Source organism: Anaerocolumna sp., assembly GCF_032079385.1.
Taxonomy (GTDB): Bacteria; Bacillota; Clostridia; order Lachnospirales; family Lachnospiraceae; genus Anaerocolumna.
In genome coordinates, this window is the sequence record NZ_DAMAUC010000014.1 from 566 (window position 1) to 19,739 (window position 19,174).

The 19,174-nt window shown below is 36.3% G+C and carries 18 protein-coding genes; 1 reads left to right on the top strand and 17 read right to left on the bottom strand.

Annotation, left to right across the window (positions count from 1 at the left end; all coding sequences use genetic code 11):
• Window positions 1-85 precede the first annotated feature (85 nt).
• From guaB to RT261_RS12425, 5 genes are all read right to left on the bottom strand, one after another.
• Window positions 86-1,540, bottom strand: a complete 1,455-nt coding sequence (guaB, locus tag RT261_RS12405) for an IMP dehydrogenase (RefSeq protein ID WP_313132909.1) — start codon at window positions 1,538-1,540, stop codon at window positions 86-88.
• 171 nt (window positions 1,541-1,711) lie between these two features.
• Complete coding sequence (locus RT261_RS12410; protein ID WP_313132911.1) at window positions 1,712-3,127, bottom strand: sodium:solute symporter family protein; 1,416 nt, start codon at window positions 3,125-3,127, stop codon at window positions 1,712-1,714.
• A gap of 210 nt (window positions 3,128-3,337) precedes the next feature.
• On the bottom strand, window positions 3,338-3,835 hold the full coding sequence (locus tag RT261_RS12415; protein WP_313132913.1) for a DUF6106 family protein: 498 nt from the start codon (window positions 3,833-3,835) through the stop codon (window positions 3,338-3,340).
• 245 nt (window positions 3,836-4,080) lie between these two features.
• Entirely contained in the window at window positions 4,081-5,706 is a 1,626-nt protein-coding gene (gene groL / locus RT261_RS12420) for a chaperonin GroEL (protein WP_313132915.1), read from the bottom strand.
• A 76-nt stretch (window positions 5,707-5,782) separates the two neighbouring features.
• On the bottom strand, window positions 5,783-6,070 hold the full coding sequence (locus RT261_RS12425) for a co-chaperone GroES (protein ID WP_313132916.1): 288 nt from the start codon (window positions 6,068-6,070) through the stop codon (window positions 5,783-5,785).
• 385 nt (window positions 6,071-6,455) lie between these two features.
• Between RT261_RS12425 and RT261_RS12430 the strand changes: the two genes are divergently transcribed.
• Window positions 6,456-7,169 (top strand): DUF6062 family protein, encoded by a 714-nt coding sequence (locus RT261_RS12430; protein ID WP_313132917.1) that lies wholly within the window; start codon window positions 6,456-6,458, stop codon window positions 7,167-7,169.
• A 148-nt stretch (window positions 7,170-7,317) separates the two neighbouring features.
• Here the strand turns inward: RT261_RS12430 and RT261_RS12435 are convergent, their stop codons facing one another.
• The 12 genes from RT261_RS12435 to RT261_RS12490 all read right to left on the bottom strand — a co-directional run bounded on the left by RT261_RS12435 (window position 7,318) and on the right by RT261_RS12490 (window position 19,127).
• Window positions 7,318-8,163, bottom strand: a complete 846-nt coding sequence (locus tag RT261_RS12435; RefSeq protein ID WP_313132919.1) for a DUF2225 domain-containing protein — start codon at window positions 8,161-8,163, stop codon at window positions 7,318-7,320.
• Window positions 8,164-8,176: 13 nt separating this feature from the next.
• The gene (locus RT261_RS12440; protein WP_313132921.1) at window positions 8,177-9,895 is read right to left on the bottom strand and encodes a glutamine--tRNA ligase/YqeY domain fusion protein; all 1,719 of its coding nucleotides are present in this window, start codon (window positions 9,893-9,895) and stop codon (window positions 8,177-8,179) included.
• Between the two features lie 463 nt (window positions 9,896-10,358).
• On the bottom strand, window positions 10,359-11,423 hold the full coding sequence (gene hisC / locus RT261_RS12445) for a histidinol-phosphate transaminase (protein ID WP_313132922.1): 1,065 nt from the start codon (window positions 11,421-11,423) through the stop codon (window positions 10,359-10,361).
• 2 nt (window positions 11,424-11,425) lie between these two features.
• Window positions 11,426-12,625, bottom strand: coding sequence for a pyridoxal phosphate-dependent aminotransferase (locus RT261_RS12450; protein WP_313132923.1), 1,200 nt, complete (start codon window positions 12,623-12,625; stop codon window positions 11,426-11,428).
• A 217-nt stretch (window positions 12,626-12,842) separates the two neighbouring features.
• Entirely contained in the window at window positions 12,843-13,061 is a 219-nt protein-coding gene (locus tag RT261_RS12455; protein ID WP_313132924.1) for a hypothetical protein, read from the bottom strand.
• Window positions 13,031-13,444: a hypothetical protein gene (locus RT261_RS12460; RefSeq protein WP_313132925.1), complete on the bottom strand. Its 414-nt coding sequence runs from the start codon at window positions 13,442-13,444 to the stop codon at window positions 13,031-13,033. The genes RT261_RS12455 and RT261_RS12460 overlap by 31 nt, the downstream gene beginning before the upstream one ends.
• Before the next feature lie 152 nt (window positions 13,445-13,596).
• Window positions 13,597-14,217 carry a cytidylate kinase-like family protein gene (locus RT261_RS12465; protein ID WP_313132926.1) on the bottom strand — a complete coding sequence of 207 codons (621 nt, stop codon included), beginning with the start codon at window positions 14,215-14,217 and terminating at the stop codon, window positions 13,597-13,599.
• Window positions 14,218-14,258: 41 nt separating this feature from the next.
• Window positions 14,259-14,969, bottom strand: a complete 711-nt coding sequence (locus RT261_RS12470; protein ID WP_313132927.1) for an ABC transporter ATP-binding protein — start codon at window positions 14,967-14,969, stop codon at window positions 14,259-14,261.
• Window positions 14,970-15,009: 40 nt separating this feature from the next.
• Window positions 15,010-15,768, bottom strand: coding sequence for an ABC transporter ATP-binding protein (locus tag RT261_RS12475; RefSeq protein WP_313132930.1), 759 nt, complete (start codon window positions 15,766-15,768; stop codon window positions 15,010-15,012).
• Between the two features lie 17 nt (window positions 15,769-15,785).
• On the bottom strand, window positions 15,786-16,778 hold the full coding sequence (locus RT261_RS12480) for a branched-chain amino acid ABC transporter permease (protein WP_313132931.1): 993 nt from the start codon (window positions 16,776-16,778) through the stop codon (window positions 15,786-15,788).
• Window positions 16,779-16,786: 8 nt separating this feature from the next.
• The gene (locus tag RT261_RS12485; protein ID WP_313132933.1) at window positions 16,787-17,665 is read right to left on the bottom strand and encodes a branched-chain amino acid ABC transporter permease; all 879 of its coding nucleotides are present in this window, start codon (window positions 17,663-17,665) and stop codon (window positions 16,787-16,789) included.
• A 313-nt stretch (window positions 17,666-17,978) separates the two neighbouring features.
• Window positions 17,979-19,127 carry an ABC transporter substrate-binding protein gene (locus tag RT261_RS12490; protein WP_313132935.1) on the bottom strand — a complete coding sequence of 383 codons (1,149 nt, stop codon included), beginning with the start codon at window positions 19,125-19,127 and terminating at the stop codon, window positions 17,979-17,981.
• Between the last annotated feature and the right edge of the window lie 47 nt (window positions 19,128-19,174).

Here is a 19,174-nt window from a genome sequence, read left to right on the forward strand (position 1 = left end):
AGCCTCCAAGGAGGCACCTTTTACTCTTTTCTATTCCTCTACGCTGTAGTTTGGTAGCCTCCAAGGAGGCACCTTTTACTCTTTTCTATTCCTCTACGCTGTAGTTTGGTGCCTCCTTGGTAATATGAATGTCATGAGGATGACTTTCTTTTAAGGAAGCAGCGGTTATTTTAACGAAGCGGCCATTTTGTTTTAAGTCTTCTATTGTCTGAGTTCCGCAGTAGCCCATACCGGATTTTAGACCACCTATCAATTGGAATACGGTATCTTCTACTGTTCCTTTGTAAGCTACACGGCCTTCTACACCTTCTGGAACCAGTTTCTTGGCATTGGTTTGGAAATATCTGTCCCTGCTGCCATTTTCCATGGCTGCAATGGAACCCATACCACGGTATACTTTATATTTTCTACCTTGGTATAATTCAAATTCTCCGGGACTTTCATCACATCCTGCAAAAATACTTCCCATCATACAAAGATTTGCACCGGCTGCAATAGATTTTGTAATATCTCCAGAATACTTGATACCTCCATCTGCAATAATTGGGATACCATATTCTTTCGCTACTGCATAGGAATCCATAATCGCTGTAATCTGTGGTACACCAATACCTGCTACCACTCTTGTAGTACAGATTGAGCCGGGTCCGATACCTACTTTAACCGCACTGACACCTGCATCAATTAAAGCTTTTGTTGCTTCACCGGTTGCTACGTTACCTGCAATAATTTGAAGTTCTGGATAAGTTTCATGAACCATTCTAATTACTTTTAAAACATTTGCAGAATGTCCATGGGCAGTATCTATTACAATCGCATCCACCTTTGCGTTCACTAAGGCTTCCACACGGTCTAAAATATTAGCGGTTACACCAACTGCCGCTGCACATCTTAATCTGCCTTGTGAATCCTTTGCTGATAAAGGATACTTAATTTGTTTTTCAATATCTTTAATGGTAATAAGCCCTTTTAAATTACCTCTTTTATCTACGATAGGTAATTTTTCTTTACGGGCAGAGGCTAATATCTTCTTGGCTTCTTCTAAGGTGATTCCTTCCATTGCAGTAATCAGACCTTCTGAAGTCATAGATTCTTTGATTTTTTTAGAAAAGTCCGTTTCAAACTTTAGGTCACGGTTAGTAATAATTCCCACTAACTTCTTACCCTCTGTAATTGGGACTCCTGAGATTCTAAATTTCGACATTAAATTATTGGCATCTTCTAAAGTATGCTCCGGTGATAAGAAAAAAGGATCTGTAATTACGCCGTTTTCAGATCGTTTTACTTTATCCACTTCTTCTGCTTGTTGCTCAATAGACATATTCTTATGAATAACACCAATGCCACCCTGTCTCGCCATAGCTATGGCCATTCTATGTTCAGTAACTGTGTCCATTCCCGCGCTCATCATTGGAATATTCAGCTTAATGGATTTAGTTAAATATGTGGATACATCTACCTCATTTGGAATTACTTCTGAATAAGCTGGCACTAACAAGACATCGTCAAAAGTAATGCCTTCACCAATTATTATTCCCATGCAAATAGCCTCTCTTTCCTTATATTAAAATGTTATATTATTAAATTGATTTTTACAAGTATAACGAATATTTTAGGACTTGTCAACCACCGAAAGACATTATGATAGCTTTTGTGTTTTAAAAAAAGCACCAATCCCAAAGTTTGGTGCTTTCTGCTATAAATTTCATAGTTATTCTAAATAAGGTGACGGTGCTGCCGGTTTACCCATAGCTCTTTCAATCCAGGTTGTAACAAAGAAAGCCACAATTCCTAAGAAGGAACCGAATACGATAGGCAATATACCAAAAGGCGATCCTTGAAGCTGCCAGAAAATAACTGCTACCGACCCAACAATAATAGAAATGATGCCTGCATTCTTGGTTGCGTTTTTAACAGACAGTCCTAATCCGTATGCTGCAAAAGGACCTGCAGACCTTAGGGCAAATGCAAATAAGTTTAAAGTTACAAGGCTTATATTAAATAATGCAATAACCATACTTATTACACAGATTGTAATATTACTTGCTCTTGTAAGAAATATAATTTTCTTATCTTCCACGTCAGGATTTATATATTTCTGATAAATATCCTTGATAATGATTGTAGAAGCACATAGCAAGTTAGAGTCTGCACTGGACATAGTTGCTGCAACAATTGCTGCTGCAACCGCACCTGTAATAAAAGAAGGTGCATATTTAGTGGTGGCAAACATTAATGCGGTTGTACCTGCTCCATTATCCAATCCGGGATTCTCAGCAAGGGCAACTAAACCGATAACGGTAGGTATGAATGCCAAAAGTGCCATCATGATTGCAGATAATATGGAGGCTTTTTGAGCTGTTTTTGCATCTTCCGATGCTGAAAATCGACTTACCATTTCCGGACCGGAAAGAAATGTACAAAAATAATTAAATATCAGACCAAGAATTGTCATAGCGCCGACTTTCGTAAAGTTTAATTCTGCTGGGGGAAGAGCTGCTGATATTGCCGCTATTCCACCGGCACCGTGAATAACAAAAGGCAGGGAAATTAATAATCCAAGAAAAATTATTAAATATTGTACGACATCCGTAATGGCATCTGCTAACATACCACCCATGGTAGTGTATGCAATTACAACAAAACCTGCTAAAATAATGCATACATTTAGAGGCAATCCCGTTAATGAACTGACTACAGAACCAGAGGCCATAATCTGTGATGCCGTAAGACAGAATAAGGACACAACATTAAGTACTGCTGTGAATGTGCCTGCTGCATTCCCGAATCTACGGTTCACGACTTCGGGAATAGTAACCGCCATAGTTTTTCGAATCTTAGGAGCAAAATAGGCTAATGGAATCATTGCTACTGCAGCAGCTAATACATACCATGCTGCACTTAATCCCCATCCTGAGAATGCCTTAGCAGCAACACCTGTGGTACTTCCTCCGCCAATGTTGTTTGCTGAAAGGGAAGAGGCTACCATAAACAGTCCCATTCTTCGTCCTGCCAGCATGTAATCCGTACTGTCTTTGATTGCAAGCTTATTGGTTAGATAACCAACTAAAAGCATGCATAGCATGTAGATAATAACAATAATTAGTGGAATAATTTGTACATTCATAAAATTCCCTCCTGCTGTTATTTATTATTTTAAGTACGTAATAATTATATCATTTTTCATGCAAAATTACAATAAAACTGTGATTATTGTTTGTTGTTTTAGTGAATATTCCATTTTTATTCATGCTGTAATATTAGTACGAAAAAAAGAACCAAACCTATACGTTTGATTCTTTCTATTATTGCCGTTAAACTTGAATCCATACACTTTCTAATATGAAACAAGCTTTCTCGGACTCTTCATTTTAATACAGCCAAGCATCTTTTCATTTGGTTCAAACAGGATTCTTAATTTTGTCTCACCATTCCTATATATAATTACATATGGTTTTATATCTTTTCCCCGTGAAGTAAAATCTTTTGTAGCCAGATTTCCCTGTGAATAGGAATCTAGTTCATGGGAACCGTGAGGAGCCATAATCTCTACCTGTTCAAAGTCAATTTTTAATGCAGTTTTTCTTTTAGCATTACCCATTATTTTATCAAAATCCAATTGACCATCACAAAAAACATATTCATATTCTACATTTAATCGTGGAAACATGAATACGATTAGAACAATTAGTACTGTTCCTATAATTAGCATTATGGTATTAAGTGATGCTAAAAGGAAAGAAAGTATAGCTACAAAAATTAATATGAACCGTAAAGCATAAGTACCGATAGTATCTTTTCGTTTCACTCCGGCTTCTGCATATAATTCATTCATTAACCCATCCTCCTACTTGTTTTATACATGCTATTTTTTACTTTATAATAATGATTTTACATCTTATAGCAACCTGCCTGGTTCATTATTATGTCCTATCAACCATTATACTAAAAAATAGACAAAAGTAAAAGCATGTATTAGAAATTATTTTATACAAAAACAAGGAGCTTTTGCAAATTTGGCATTCTTATTGCAAAAGCCCCTTGCTATAAAGGGTGTTATGTTTTATAGAAGGTTTTCTATTACATCATTCCCATTCCGCCTGCTCCACCTGCTGGCATAACCGGTTCGTTGGATTTAATATTAGCAACAACAGATTCTGTTGTTAATAATGTAGATGCAACACTGGTTGCATTTTGAAGTGCACTTCTTGTAACCTTAGCAGGATCAAGAATTCCTTCTTCTACCATATCTACATATTTTTCTGTAAGAGCGTTGAAACCTGCTCCCGTCTTAGAATCTCTTACTTTACTTACAACAACGGAGCCTTCTAGTCCCGCATTGTCAACAATGCTGTATAATGGAGATTCTAATGCTTTTAAGATTATGTTAGCACCGGTCTTTTCATCACCTTCTAAGGATGCAGCTAATTTAGCTACTTCTTTAGATGCGTGGATATAAGCAGATCCACCGCCTGCTACGATGCCTTCTTCTACAGCTGCTCTGGTAGCTGCAAGAGCATCTTCCATACGAAGTTTCTTTTCTTTCATTTCTGTTTCTGTAGCAGCACCAACACGGATAACAGCTACACCACCAGCTAATTTAGCAAGTCTTTCCTGTAACTTTTCTTTATCAAATTCGGAAGTAGTTTCTTCGATTTGAGCTCTGATTTGAGAAATTCTTGCTGTAATTTCATCTTTATTTCCTTCACCATCTACGATGATAGTGTTTTCTTTTTGAACTTTAACAGATTTTGCACGTCCAAGTTGATCTATAGTAGTTTCTTTTAAGTCTAATCCTAGCTCATCAGAAATTACAGTACCACCTGTTAAGATAGCGATATCCTGTAACATAGCTTTTCTTCTGTCACCATATCCAGGAGCTTTTACAGCAACTACTTGGAAAGTTCCTCTTAATTTATTAATTACTAAAGTTGTTAAAGCTTCTCCTTCTACATCTTCAGCAATAATTAATAATCTGGCACCAGATTGTACGATTTGTTCTAATAAAGGAAGGATTTCCTGAATATTAGAAATCTTCTTATCTGTAATTAAAATATATGGATTTTCTAAGTTAGCTTCCATTTTGTCCATATCAGTACACATATAAGCAGATACATATCCTCTGTCAAATTGCATACCTTCTACTAAATCAAGCTCAGTCATCATGGTCTTAGATTCTTCAATAGTAATTACACCATCGTTAGAAACTTTCTCCATAGCATCTGCTACCATTTCACCAACTGTATCATCTCCGGCAGAAATTGCTGCAACTCTTGCGATTTGAGACTTACCAGTAATCTTAGAGCTCATGGATTTAATAGCTTCCACTGCACAATCTGTAGCTCTTTGCATACCTCTTCTTAAAATAATTGGGTTTGCTCCTGCTGCAAGGTTCTTAACACCTTCATGTATCATTGCCTGTGCTAAAACTGTAGCTGTAGTTGTACCATCACCTGCTACATCGTTTGTTTTAGTTGCAACTTCTTTAACTAATTGTGCACCCATATTCTCAAATGCATCTTCTAATTCAATTTCTTTTGCAATGGTAACACCATCGTTTGTAATAAGTGGTGATCCAAATGATTTATCTAAAACAACATTTCTACCTTTTGGTCCTAATGTAACCTTTACTGTATCTGCTAATTTATTTACACCTGTTTCTAATGCAGCTCTAGCTTCTGCACCATATTTAATTTCTTTAGCCATGTCAAACCTCCGATTCTAGCGCTTTAGCACCTTTTTAATAAATTTGAAAATACTTATCTTCAAACTGTTCTCATAATTAGTCTTCAACGATAGCAACGATATCGTTTTGTTTTACTACAATAAACTCTTCATCTTCTAATTTAACTTCAGTTCCGGCATATTTGGAGAAAATAACTTTATCTCCTGCTTTCACTTGCATTGTAACTTCTTTGCCGTCTACCACTCCGCCCGGTCCAACTGCAATAACCTCAGCTTGTTGTGGCTTTTCTTTTGCCTGACCCGGTAAAACAATACCTGATTTTGTTGTTTCTTCTGCCAGTAGTTGTTTTAATACTACTTTGTCTCCTAATGGTACTAACTTCATATCATTTTCCTCCTTAAACATTTTGATATACAGTTCTAAGGCTTTCTTTTTGATAGACTCTTTATGCCTTTTCATGTTATTAGCACTCGCTTCGATTGAGTGCTAACTGATAAGTTATATATTAGTAAATTTGTTTTTAATATGCAAATGTACTTCTGTTTTAATTTTCCTTGAATTCATGTCCTTTAGTTGTCTTTCTCTTGTTTACTCTTTATTTCTTATTATTTCTCACTTTTTCATTATTATTCCTCGAAAGTTCTTTAAAATCTATCTTATCAGCGGATAAATAATTCATTTTGGACAAGATATTTGCCTGTAATTATCTACACTTGAATAGGTTTACCCCAAATGGTATAATGAGTCAAAAAGTAAAGGCAGGTTTCAAATGAAAGAAAAACTGTACACCATTCCAGTTAACGACGCGTTCTTAGATGATTGTGAATGCCCCCTATGCCTTATGATAAAAACATTGGAAACGAATGCCATTGAATTCACCATGGGGCCAAGTTATATGGAGGATGATATAAGAGAAGAAACCGATAAAGTTGGCTTTTGTAATCACCATTTAAGGCTGCTGTATGAAAATCAGAATCGCCTTGGTTTAGCTCTCATATTAAAAACCCATATGGATAAAACCATACAACACTTGGAGTCACTCTCCTCTAACAAAGTGAAAACCTCTGCTTCTCTATTCAAAAAAAAGCAAGAACCATCAGCTGTTGCTTCTTATATAAAAAAGTTAGAATCTTCCTGTTTTATCTGCAGCAAAATTAATACTACATTTGAGCGTTATATCGCTACCATATTCTCACTTTATAAAAATGATGACCAATTTCGCAGCAGGTTTTCCAATTCCAAAGGATTTTGTACCTCTCATTATGGACTTCTTTATGAAGAAGCATCCAAATATTTAAATGGAAATCTATTAGAACAATTTATAAATGAACTAAATGATTTGTATTTTTGTAATATAAAACGTGTAAAAGATGATTTGGAATGGTTTATTGATAAATTTGATTACCGTAATAACAATGAACCTTGGAAAAATTCCAAGGATGCGTTGCCCCGCAGTATAACAAAAACCAACAGTATCCTTTAAAGCAAAAAAGCTGTTGGCATAAAGCTGTCATTCTAAGTTCTTAGGTGGGCAAAATGTGAAGAATCTATTCTTATTATAGGATTCTTCAAGCATAATCTTTGCTTTATTATGCTCTTAGAATGACAATTCTTTATACTGCAACAGCATATTATTTATTCTTTAATAATTCTTTTAAATCTCTTGCTTTTGCTTTAATTCTCTCATTGGCGTTTCTGGCTATCAGAACTTTTGATATCCATCTGCTGGCTTCATCATGCTTTCCTACTCTTCTGGCTAAATCCGCTACCAGATAGGTTACTGTATGTTCATCCATTCCGCACATAGGAAACATTTCCTTAGAAAACGCATCCGTAAAACCTTCATAAGCGTTAGTTAAGAATTCTAACTCCTCAATCTGTAACTGCTCAATCTGCTCATCATAGTCAGGAGTATCCTCCGGCAAGGTTTCTGCCTTTCCCCTAAGGAGCCATGCTGTCTTTAGACAAGTATAAGCACGCTCACTGATTTTGCTCTTTTTCACTATGGTGTTAACCAAGGCCAGTTTATGACGTGCAATGGCATCATCATAAGTATATTCATCACAATTCTCATTAATTCCTTTAAATGAAGTTGAAATTTGTTCTCTGATTAATTTAGCCTGTGCTGAAGTCATGTAATTAAAGAAACGGTTTAATGCAGAATATCCACAATGAGGGCAAACAACCGCATCGTATTTTAATGAATCTACATTTTGATATTTTGGTCGTAAATCTGTGTCTGCGGAAACCAGTTTGATTTTACCTGTTTTAATTGTCTTTACTTTAAATTCTTTCTCACAAACAGGGCATGTATACGTTTTGTCAAAAAGAAAATCTGCTTCTACTATCTTTTCTTTTTCATTTGCCTCTGCAGAATTCTCTGACTTTTTGTTATTCTTATCTTCTGAAGCATATACATCCAAATCAGACATTTTCCCCAGGCCAAAGGCCTCTAATCCTGAAAATAAATTAGCCATTCTTTATCCTCCTCTAAACAGGCTTATATGAGCTCTTTAAAGACACAATTCGATTAAATACCAAGTGCCCCGTTTCTGAATCTTTTGCATCAACGCAAAAATAGCCATGTCTTAAAAATTGGAAACTGTCATATGCTTTTGCATTCTCCACACTAGGCTCTACGAAACATTCTTTTAAAACAGTAATGGAATTTGGATTCAGATTTAAACTTCCGTCCTCATTATATACGCCTTTTTCTTCATCTACAATATTCTCGTACAATCTTACTTCTGCTTTCACAGCAGTTGGCTGTGCAACCCAGTGAATGGTACCTTTTACTTTACGTCCTGTAAAGCCGGAACCGCTCTTTGTTTCCGGATCATAAGTACAGTGAACTTCTGTTACTTTACCGGTTTCATCTGTAATGTAATCCGTACATGTTACAAAGTAAGCATGCATTAAACGGACCTCATTTCCCGGATATAAGCGGAAATATTTCTTTGGTGGTTCGATCATAAAATCTTCTCTGTCTATATATAACTCACGACAAAATGGAACTTGTCTTGTTCCCATTTCTTCGTTCTCCTGATTATTAGGCACATCTACATATTCAACCTGTCCTTCAGGATAATTGGTAATTACCAATTTGATTGGATCTAATACCGCCATTACTCTGGATTTTTTCAATTTAAGATCTTCTCTGATACAGTATTCTAACATGGCATAATCCACGGAACTGTTACTTTTAGACACGCCACATAACTCCATGAACATCTTAATGGATTCCGGTGTAAATCCTCTTCTTCTTAAAGCGCTGATAGATACTAATCTAGGATCATCCCAGCCGTCAACGATTCCTTCTTCCACCAGCCTCTTGATATATCTTTTCCCTGTAATTACGTTGGTTAAATATAATTTAGCAAATTCGATCTGCTTTGGTGGATTTTCATATTCTACTTCATCAACCACCCAGTCATATAGTGGTCTGTGATCTTCAAATTCCAAAGTACAAATAGAATGGGTAATGCCTTCAATAGCATCTTCTATAGGATGTGCAAAATCATACATAGGATAGATACACCACTTATCCCCAGTATTATGATGATGCATTCTGGCAATACGATAAATAATCGGATCTCTCATATTAATATTAGGGGACGTCATATCAATCTTCGCCCTCAATACTTTGGAACCATCTTCATATTTTCCATCTTTCATTTCTTCGAATAATTTTAGATTTTCTTCTACCGAACGTTCCCTATAAGGACTATTTTTTCCTGGTTCTGTCAAGGTACCCCGGTATTCACGAATCTGGTCAGCCGTTAATTCACAGACATAGGCTTTGCCTTTCTTGATTAATTTAACAGCTGCTTCATACATCTGTTCAAAATAATCAGACGCAAAGAACAATCTATCTTCAAAATCTCCGCCAAGCCACTTAACATCAGCTATGATGGATTCTACAAATTCTGTTTTTTCCTTGGTTGGATTGGTATCATCAAATCTTAAATTAAATTTACCGCCATATTTTTGTGCCAGTCCATAATTTAACAAGATAGACTTAGCATGTCCAATATGCAGATATCCATTGGGTTCCGGTGGAAACCTTGTGGTTATAGCCCTGCAATGGCCCTCGCTTAAATCTTTTTCAATTATTTGCTCTATAAAGTTCTTGGATACTGTCTCTTTTTCTGCATCCTCTTTGTTTTCGTTCCCAACTAGTATTTCGTCTTTTATGCCATCTTTATCCACGGCAGTTCCTCCTTCAAGCAGTAACTTCATTTAAGGTATATAATACCACAACTAAAATTAATAGTCAAAGTCCATATCGGAAATTTCGGTTTCCAGGAATAGTATATTAGGCTCAATTTTCTTACTTTTTATTCATTTAGGGGGACGCTTTGCCTGATAAGGGATAGTGAGACCTACGGGAGGATGGGATGTTGTATGGTTCGTGTTCCGTAGGGGAATTCGATGGTTCTAATACGAATTTCCCAAAGTCACTCGAACTATACAACATCCCACCCTCTCGTAGGTCAATTTAGGTTATGAGGGCAAAGCTGTGTGTTGAGTCGTTGTTTGTTTATGATATTTATAATGTGTCGGTGATATACAAACTGGCTGAGTATGAGGCTTAAAAGCAGTTTCCGATGCTCTGTCTGCTTATATACAAATGGACTTGTATCAATAGTTTAATACAAGTCCATTTTTTATATTACTTTCTATTATTAATATATTCTTTTAAAAATTTCAATAATATATCCATTTCTTTATCTGTTCCGACAGTAATGCGGAGATAGTTGTCAATACGGGGTTTTTTAAAATATCGCACAAATACCTTCTGTTCCCTTAGTGCAGTATAGAGTTCTTCTGCTGGAATGGATTCATGGGTTGCAAAAATAAAGTTGGTTTTGGAGTCTGGAAAAGTGAAGCCCAATTCTTTTAGTTCGTTCATAACTCGGCTTCTGGTCTTCATAATTTTTGAAGTGCATTCTTCAAAATATGCCTTATTTTTTACGGCCTCCACTCCAAGGTATATAGAGGTTTGATTCATGGTATAAGAATTGTAGGAATACTTTACGTCATTTAAGGCGCGGATTAATTTTTCACTTCCGAAGGCATAGCCAATTCGCATTCCGGCCATGGATCTGGATTTTGAAAAGGTTTGTACCACCAAAAGGTTGTCATATTCGTTTATTAGGTGAGCGGCACTGGTTCCTCCAAAATCTACATAGGCCTCATCAATAATTACCACACAATCCTGATTATGTTCTATAATATCTCTTAGAGTATCCAGTTCTTCATATATGGAGGTAGGGGCATTAGGATTGGCTATAACCACTCCTCCATTTTCTTTATAATAGTCTTCTTTTACGATTCTAAAGTTGTAGTCTAACTTAGGTCTTTCATAAGGTATAGAAAAAAGCTCTGCCCACACATCATAGAAAGAATAAGTAATGTCTGGAAATAGTATTGGTTTATCGGAGTTAAAGAACGTTAAAAAAGCCATTCCAAGCACATCATCGGAGCCAACTCCAACAAATATCTGTTTTTTTCCTACTTTATAATAATCTGCTAAAGCATCTGTTAACAATTTAGCAGTAGGATCCGGATATAGTCTTAATCTATCGATCTGAATATCCTGTAGGGCCCGGACCACTCCCGGAGCAGGAGGATAAGGGTTCTCATTGGTATTTAGTTTAATCATTCCCGGTATATTCGGTTGTTCTCCGGGAACATAGGGCACTACTTTTCTTATGTTTTTCTCCCAGGTACTCATAATTAACTCCTATCTGTACTTTTGTACTCCTTTGCCAATTTCTCAAATCCCGGTAAGGAGCGTTGAATGGTTTCATAAGCTACGCAGTAAGCAATTCTACAATATCCCGGACATCCAAAAGAAGAACCAGGTACAATTAATATATTATGGTTTTTGGCTGCTACCGCAAATGCTTTATCATCTTCTTCCAAAGCTTTTACGAATAAATAAAAAGCACCTTCCGGCTTAATACAAGTATATCCATACTGCCTCAAGCTATTATAGAGTAATTCACGGTTTCTATTATAAGAAGCCACATCTACCTCAGCATCCAGACATCTTGCAACTACCCTTTGCATTAAGGAAGGGGCATTTACAAAGCCTAAGATACGATTGGCTACATTGGCAGCTCCTATTACATTGGTATAATCATCCACCTCATTGGGAATTACCAAATATCCGATTCGCTCACCAGGCAAAGATAAAGATTTACTGAAAGAATAACCCACAATTGTATTGTTATAGTACTTTGTTAAGTATGGTACTTCTACTCCATCATATACCAGTTCTCGATATGGTTCATCGGAGATTAGATATATGGAATTTCCCAATTCCTTTTGCTTTCTGTTTAAGACATCTGCTAATCCTTTCACGGTGGCCTCGGAATATACTACGCCTGTAGGATTATTCGGAGTATTTACGATAATGACTTTGGTTCTCTCTGTAATTTTAGTTTCAAATTCCGCCAGGTTAGGTTGAAAATCAAGGGTATTAGGAGATACCACGACTAATTTTCCATCAAAGTTATCCACGTAACTACGGTATTCACCAAAGAAAGGTGCAAAAACAATCACTTCATCTCCAGGGTTTAGTAAAGTCTTAAGAATAACGTTTAACCCACCTGCTGCACCAACTGTCATAATGATATTCTCTCTGCTAAAAGAAGTTTGAAATCTTTTATTAAGAGAATCTGCAATTGCTGTTCTTACGTCTTCATACCCTGAATTGCTCATATATCCATGGACTAAATTAGCCTCTTCCGTATTAATAATATTCAAAATCTCTTCTTTTATTTTTTTAGGGGGCTCTACACTTGGATTTCCCAAACTAAAGTCGTATACATTCTCTGCCCCATAAATATCAGCAAGTCTCTTTCCTTCTTCAAACATGGCACGAATAACAGAACTGTTTTGTACCAATCCAATCATTTTATCTGAAATCATATTAACCTCGATTCCGGCACCTTAGCACCATTAAATAATAATAGCAATTTCGTCCATAAGCACAAATTGCTGGCTGAAAACTCGCTTTTCAACCTAAGTTCAAAAAAGATTTGTTCTCCTTTGTGAATATCCTACTGTTTACAATACTTAACATAACACAGCATCAGCAGATAAATTACAAAACATAGTAATTATCTGCTGATATTGCAAATGAGTATTAATGAGTGGAATAGGCCGCCTTATCTGTAGGTTTTACTGGAATAACATTCTCTATTACCATTGGTCTATCCTGTTCACTTAAAGTCCATGCCTTCCAAGTCATATCGAAGGAAGAGAGATATTCATTGTCATCCTCACCTTTACCATAATCGTTCACATATTTAATACTTCCATGCCCTGTATCAATTAAATGCCAAGCTTTATTATAATAAACCATGTAAAACAATCTTCCCCGATCTTTTTTACCGAAGCTGGAATGGTAATTCTGAAATTCGTCATACTGGTAAAAGAATCTTCTTCGATGATTTCTAGCTGAGAGGGTAGATTTATTGCCATATTACTGAAACGATTAAATCCACCAATTTCCTTTACAATAAACTGATAATTTTTTATCTCGACCACTTCCGGAATATTAATCTCCATTCCACCATAATCTGTACGAGTATCCTCGTCTATATAGATATAAAAACCTAAACATACTTCCCCTGGTGTGTCAGCAGTGGCTTGCTTTTTTATAAGAGCCTCCGCCTTTAAGTTCGTACCATCGGGTAAAACTAAATCATAGGTTTGATAACCTTTGGGGGAATCAACAGGTATCATCTCATTGGAATCCGTGCTAATTCCCTCATTACCATAAACTTTATTTGTTGTAAAAAAGCAACAGAAAAGATTAATATAACCATTAATAATATTTTTTCATATTCCAGCCTCATCATTCGTAAAATTTATTTATGAATAAATTCATTAATGTACTACGATAGCCTTATATCCAGATAATTTTTAACTATTTCCACACATTTATCAAAACCAAGCTGCATACTGTTAAAGCATAAGTCATAATTTCTGGCATCCTGCCAATCTCTACCGGTGTAGTATCTATAATATTCCGCTCTACGCTTGTCGATGGACTGAATTTTCTTTTCCAATTCTTTTGGAGGCATGCTGTACATGTCCGTTAATCTGGCAACGCAGTCATCTAAAGATGCATAGACAAATATTTTAACCACATTCTTCATGTCCTTTAGGATATAATCTGCACAACGTCCTACAATAATACAGGATTCCTGTTCCGCCAGTTCACGAATAACCTTTGCCTGATAATTATATAAATTATCGTTAGAGACAAAATCTTCCCTGTCAGGTGGAATTAATTCGCCTTTATATTCTTTACGCATTATTTTATATAGTAAGCTTTTCTTTAATTGCTCATCTGCTCTTCCAAACAGTTCTTCATTAATGCCGCTTTCATCTGATGCCAATCTAAGCAGCTCTCTGTCATAATAATGTATGCCTAACTCTTCAGCAAGCATTTTTCCCATAGTTCTACCGCCGCTGCCGTAGCCCCTTGCAATTGTAATTACATAATGTTCCATTCTGCACCTCCTCTTATATTAATGGGGAATCATGGTAAATACTATTCTCCTAAATATGCCTTCTTCACGGAGTCGTTATTCATCATTTCCTCCGCATCGCCTTCTAAGACAATTTTTCCCGTCTCTAAAACATATGCACGATCAGCAATGGATAATGCTTTTTTCGCATTTTGCTCTACCAATAATACCGTAGTTCCATTATCGCTTATTTCTTTAATTATATCAAATATTTCAGAAACAAAAAGAGGCGAAAGTCCCATAGAGGGTTCGTCCATTAATATAATTTTAGGATGTGACATCAGCGCACGTCCCATAGCTAACATCTGTTGTTCACCACCGCTTAATGTACCTGCTATCTGGTTCTTTCTTTCTTTTAAACGCGGAAAGCGCAGATATACTTTCTCTAAAGTTTCTGAGATTTCATTTTTATCTTTTCTCGTATAAGCACCCAGTTTTAGATTCTCAAAAACGGATAATTCCTGAAAGATTCTTCTTCCTTCCGGAACATGGGCCATTCCTAAAGATACTATGTTATGGGCGGGTATTTTGGTTAGATCATGACCTTCAAATTCAATACTGCCAGCTTTTGGTGAAATCAAGCCGGTAATTGTATGAAGGATGGTTGTTTTTCCTGCGCCATTTGCTCCGATTAAAGCAATAACTTCTCCTTCTTTTACTTCAAAAGAGACGCCCTTTATGGCTTGAATCACACCATAATATACTTCCAGATTATTTATAGTTAACATTGCCATTGGATTTCCTCCATTCCCTTCTAAACCATTTGACTAAAGTTTATTCACCAAGATATGCTGTAACAACTTCCGGATTATTCAGTACCACTTCCGGAGTTCCCGATGCAAGTTCTGTACCAAAGTTTAGCACCAAGATCTTCTCACATATCCCAGTCACCAATTTCATGTCATGTTCAATTAGTAGAATGGTAATATGATACCTGTCACGAACCAAACGGATCGTATCCATTAATTCTGCTGTTTCATTAGGGTTCATGCCTGCTGCCGGTTCGTCTAATAATAATAGTTTAGGATTGGTAGCCAGTGCCCTTGCAATCTCTAACTTTCTTTGCTTGCCGTAAGGAAGGTTACTTGCCAAATAATTTGCTTCCCCATCTAAATTAAATACCTTTAAAATCTCCATGGCTTTCTCCGTCATTTCTTTCTCCAACTTAAAATACTTTGGAAGACGAAGAAAACTTGTAACCAGGTTATATTGAGTTTCATTATGAAATGCTGTTTTTACATTATCCAATACGGTCATTTTCTTAAATAACCGTATGTTCTGAAATGTTCTTGCAATCCCTGCCTGACAGATTTCAGAAGGGGATTTTCCAACTACATTTTCACCATTGATTTTAATAGTTCCCGTTGTTGGCTGATAAACTCCCGTAAGCAGATTAAACACGGTTGTTTTACCGGCACCATTTGGTCCGATTAAACCATATAACTGACCTTCCTCGATGCTTAAGTTTACATCATCTACTGCCCGCAAACCTCCGAAGGAGATACCTAAATTTTTAACTTCTAATAATGCCATATTTTCTCCTCCTTTCGTTATTTTGCATGTTTCCTATTAGGTTTCATAAACTTTGGTAACTTACCGCTCTCTTCCAGCTTTGTTTTAAACCCTGAGGAACGGAATAACATCATAGCAATTAAAACGACTGCATATAGCAGTGTTCTGAATTCATCTACGGAACGAAGCATTTCCGGTAAAAAGGTAAGAGCAATTGCTGCTATAATAGATCCTTTAATATTGCCCATACCACCAAGAACTACAATAACAAGTATTTCAATAGATTTGTTATAATCAAAGTCACTGGGTTTTAATATACTTAAGTTATGTCCATAGAATACACCGGCAACACCGGCAAAGAAAGCGGCAATCACAAATGCCATAACTTTATATTTACTTACTTTAATACCAATAGATTCTGCTGCAATATAATTTTCACGAACAGATATAATAGCCCTGCCATGTCTGGATTTAACAAAATTGGAGATCAGCACTACCGTTAAAATCATTACAATATATACCCAGGTATAATTAGAGTATCTTGGTATCTTGGTTAAGCCCTGGGCACCCCCTGTAAATTTAAGAGATGTAAGAACAGAACGTATAATTTCACCAAATGCTAAGGTAACGATGGCAAGATAATCTCCTTTTAGTCTCAATACCGGAAGGCCGATAAGAAAACCAAAGATTGCTGCCATAGTTCCCCCGGCTATTAAAGCCAATGTGAACTCTAAACCTTTTGGTAAATTCATATGAAGAGTAATTAAAGCACCTGTATATCCACCAATAGCCATAAAGCCCGCATGACCCAGGGACAGTTCTCCAAGGAATCCAACTGTAAGGCTTAAGGATACTGCAAGGATAATATTAATACCCATTGGAACGATTAAGGATCTACTTTGACGGCTTAAAAGGTCCCCTTCTGCTAAAAAGGTAAGTACAAAATATCCTATAATCAAACATATTACAAAAATTATGTTCTTTAGAGTAAATATACTATTGCTGTTGGTAATTTTTTTATCCTTTTTCATTGTTCCACCTACACTTTCTCAATTCTGTTTTTGCCCAGAAGTCCTGAAGGCTTCACCAATAGTACCACTACTAAAACTCCGAATACAATAGCATCGGAAAGCTGTGAGGAGATATATGCTTTTGAAATACTCTCTATAAGCCCTAGTGCCAAGCCGCCAATCATAGCTCCGGGGATACTGCCAATACCACCAAGTACAGCAGCAACAAAAGCTTTGATACCGGGAAGTGCACCCAAGGTAGGTTGGATTGACTGATACTGACATACAAACAGAATTCCTGCAACAGCTGCTAGAGCTGAGCCTATTGCAAATGTAATAGAGATGGTACGATTTACATTGATACCCATTAGTTCTGCTGCCGCTTTATCTTCTGATACGGCTTTCATTGCTGAACCTGTTTTGGTCTTATTAATAAAATAGGTTAAGCCAATCATACAAATGAAGGTTATGATAAATGTAACAAGAGATATACCCGATATAGTAATACCGCCAATACGAACGGAATTTATCTTAATAATGGATTTAAAAGCAATTGGATTTGGTTTAAAAATCAGTAAGGCAACACTTTGTAAAAAGAAACTCATACCAATTGCAGTAATCAGCACTGATAAAGCAGGTGCCTTTCTTAGGGGTTTATAAGCAACTTTTTCAATTATAATGCCAAGTACACCGCAAATAATAATTGTTAAAATAACTGCCGCTATAACAGGCACATTTAGTAAGGCTACCAGCACATACAAGGCATAAGCACCTACCATTATAATATCTCCATGGGCGAAATTAATCATCTTTGCAATACCATATACCATGGTATAACCTAAGGCAATTAACGCATAAATACTTCCTGAACGCAATCCGTTAATTAATTGTTCCAGTATACTTCCCATTTAATTTCACCTCTTCTTCCTTTTTCTTTTTCCATGTAATTTACTTTGTAATAAAATCAACCTTTACTTCTTCCCTAAGATTCTTCGCTACGCTCAGAACCGAGTATTATAATTCATTGCGAATTGTTCTGCGCCAAGCGAAAAATCTCAGATTGTTTTCATAGTATTGCATGAACATAAAGTCTGAACAATCATTGATATAATTTAAAAAGGAGACTATTAGGATATCACAATAGAATTTTTCGTAATTGTAGAAATCCCAAGAATCTCCTTTTGTTTATTCATTCCTATTTGCAAATTTAGATCATTTTATTTATTCAACAGTTATTGCTACATACTTACCATTTTCAATTTTAACGAATTTTGCACCTTTATTTGGCTCACCATCTTCATCAAAGGATACAGAACCGGTAAGACCATCTACTTTAATCTGTGTCATAGCTGCAATTAAATCTTCGCTTTCTATAGTACCTGCTTCTTCCAAAGCTGCTTTAATTAAGTATACTACATCATAACCATCTGCAGCGAATTGGTCGGGAACTGCTTTGTAATTTTTCTGATAAGCTTCTACAAATGATTGAACATCTGGGTTCTCATCTGTTGCTACAAAGGGACTTAAAAATACAGATCCTTCTAATACTTTTGCATCAACTACCTGAGCAAGAATGCCGTCCCATCCATCAGAACCGATAAATGGAAGGCCCACATTCAATTCATCTGCCTGAGTAGCAATATAAGAAGCTTCCGTATAATAAGTAGGAACAAAGATAATTTCTGCACCGGAACCTTTAATTTTAGTTAATTGTGTACTAAAGTCAACTGCATCTTTTTCAAAGGCTTCACTGGAAACAATTTCTCCCCCAAGTTTTGCTACTTCGTCATTAAATGCGTCCTTAACACCTGTACTGTATGGATCGGAGTTATTATAGATAACAGCTATTTTCTTATGTCCTAAAGTTTCCACGGCATATTTAGCCATTGTTATACCTTGCACCGGATCGGTAAAACATAATCTGAAAATGTTAGGATAAGCGGTGGCACCAGCTATAGAAGCGGATGGTGTGATTGTAAGAATACCATCTTCATTTGTCAAATCTGTAATCGCCATATGAGCATCGCTGGTAACTGCACCAAGTATGGCCTGAGCTCCTTTATCCATTACGGTGTTATAGGCTGAAACAGCTACTTCAGGAGAAGCTTCATCATCAACAAAATTTAAATTTAATTGAATCGTTTTATCTCCAACTTTTACCCCACCTTCTGCGTTAATCTTTTCTACTGCAATTTGTGCACCTTGTTTTACAGATAAACCATAAGAAGCTGCTTTTCCGCTGAGTGGTCCAAGTCCCCCGATAATAAATTCATCAGAACCACTGCCTTTTTTCCCACAGCCTACGAATAAACTGGCCGTCATTACGGATACTAATCCTAAGCTTAAAACTTTCTTTAAACTTTTTTTCATAAATAATCCTCCTTAAGACTAAATTTTATCCTCTTTATCACTTTCAA

What these genes read in the sequence shown, in the direction of transcription:
- RT261_RS12460 (WP_313132925.1), bottom strand. Translation starts at nt 13,444, where the DNA reads ATGATACCTGTTGATTCCCCCAAAGGTTATCAAACCTATGATTTAGTT.
- hisC (WP_313132922.1), bottom strand. Translation starts at nt 11,423, where the DNA reads ATGAGTACCTGGGAGAAAAACATAAGAAAAGTAGTGCCCTATGTTCCC.
- RT261_RS12425 (WP_313132916.1), bottom strand. Translation starts at nt 6,070, where the DNA reads ATGAAGTTAGTACCATTAGGAGACAAAGTAGTATTAAAACAACTACTG.
- RT261_RS12410 (WP_313132911.1), bottom strand. Translation starts at nt 3,127, where the DNA reads ATGAATGTACAAATTATTCCACTAATTATTGTTATTATCTACATGCTA.
- guaB (WP_313132909.1), bottom strand. Translation starts at nt 1,540, where the DNA reads ATGGGAATAATAATTGGTGAAGGCATTACTTTTGACGATGTCTTGTTA.
- RT261_RS12485 (WP_313132933.1), bottom strand. Translation starts at nt 17,665, where the DNA reads ATGGGAAGTATACTGGAACAATTAATTAACGGATTGCGTTCAGGAAGT.
- RT261_RS12430 (WP_313132917.1), top strand. Translation starts at nt 6,456, where the DNA reads ATGAAAGAAAAACTGTACACCATTCCAGTTAACGACGCGTTCTTAGAT.
- RT261_RS12450 (WP_313132923.1), bottom strand. Translation starts at nt 12,625, where the DNA reads ATGATTTCAGATAAAATGATTGGATTGGTACAAAACAGTTCTGTTATT.
- RT261_RS12455 (WP_313132924.1), bottom strand. Translation starts at nt 13,061, where the DNA reads ATGGTTTATTATAATAAAGCTTGGCATTTAATTGATACAGGGCATGGA.
- RT261_RS12465 (WP_313132926.1), bottom strand. Translation starts at nt 14,217, where the DNA reads ATGGAACATTATGTAATTACAATTGCAAGGGGCTACGGCAGCGGCGGT.
- groL (WP_313132915.1), bottom strand. Translation starts at nt 5,706, where the DNA reads ATGGCTAAAGAAATTAAATATGGTGCAGAAGCTAGAGCTGCATTAGAA.
- RT261_RS12480 (WP_313132931.1), bottom strand. Translation starts at nt 16,778, where the DNA reads ATGAAAAAGGATAAAAAAATTACCAACAGCAATAGTATATTTACTCTA.
- RT261_RS12475 (WP_313132930.1), bottom strand. Translation starts at nt 15,768, where the DNA reads ATGGCATTATTAGAAGTTAAAAATTTAGGTATCTCCTTCGGAGGTTTG.
- RT261_RS12490 (WP_313132935.1), bottom strand. Translation starts at nt 19,127, where the DNA reads ATGAAAAAAAGTTTAAAGAAAGTTTTAAGCTTAGGATTAGTATCCGTA.
- RT261_RS12415 (WP_313132913.1), bottom strand. Translation starts at nt 3,835, where the DNA reads ATGAATGAATTATATGCAGAAGCCGGAGTGAAACGAAAAGATACTATC.
- RT261_RS12470 (WP_313132927.1), bottom strand. Translation starts at nt 14,969, where the DNA reads ATGGCAATGTTAACTATAAATAATCTGGAAGTATATTATGGTGTGATT.
- RT261_RS12435 (WP_313132919.1), bottom strand. Translation starts at nt 8,163, where the DNA reads ATGGCTAATTTATTTTCAGGATTAGAGGCCTTTGGCCTGGGGAAAATG.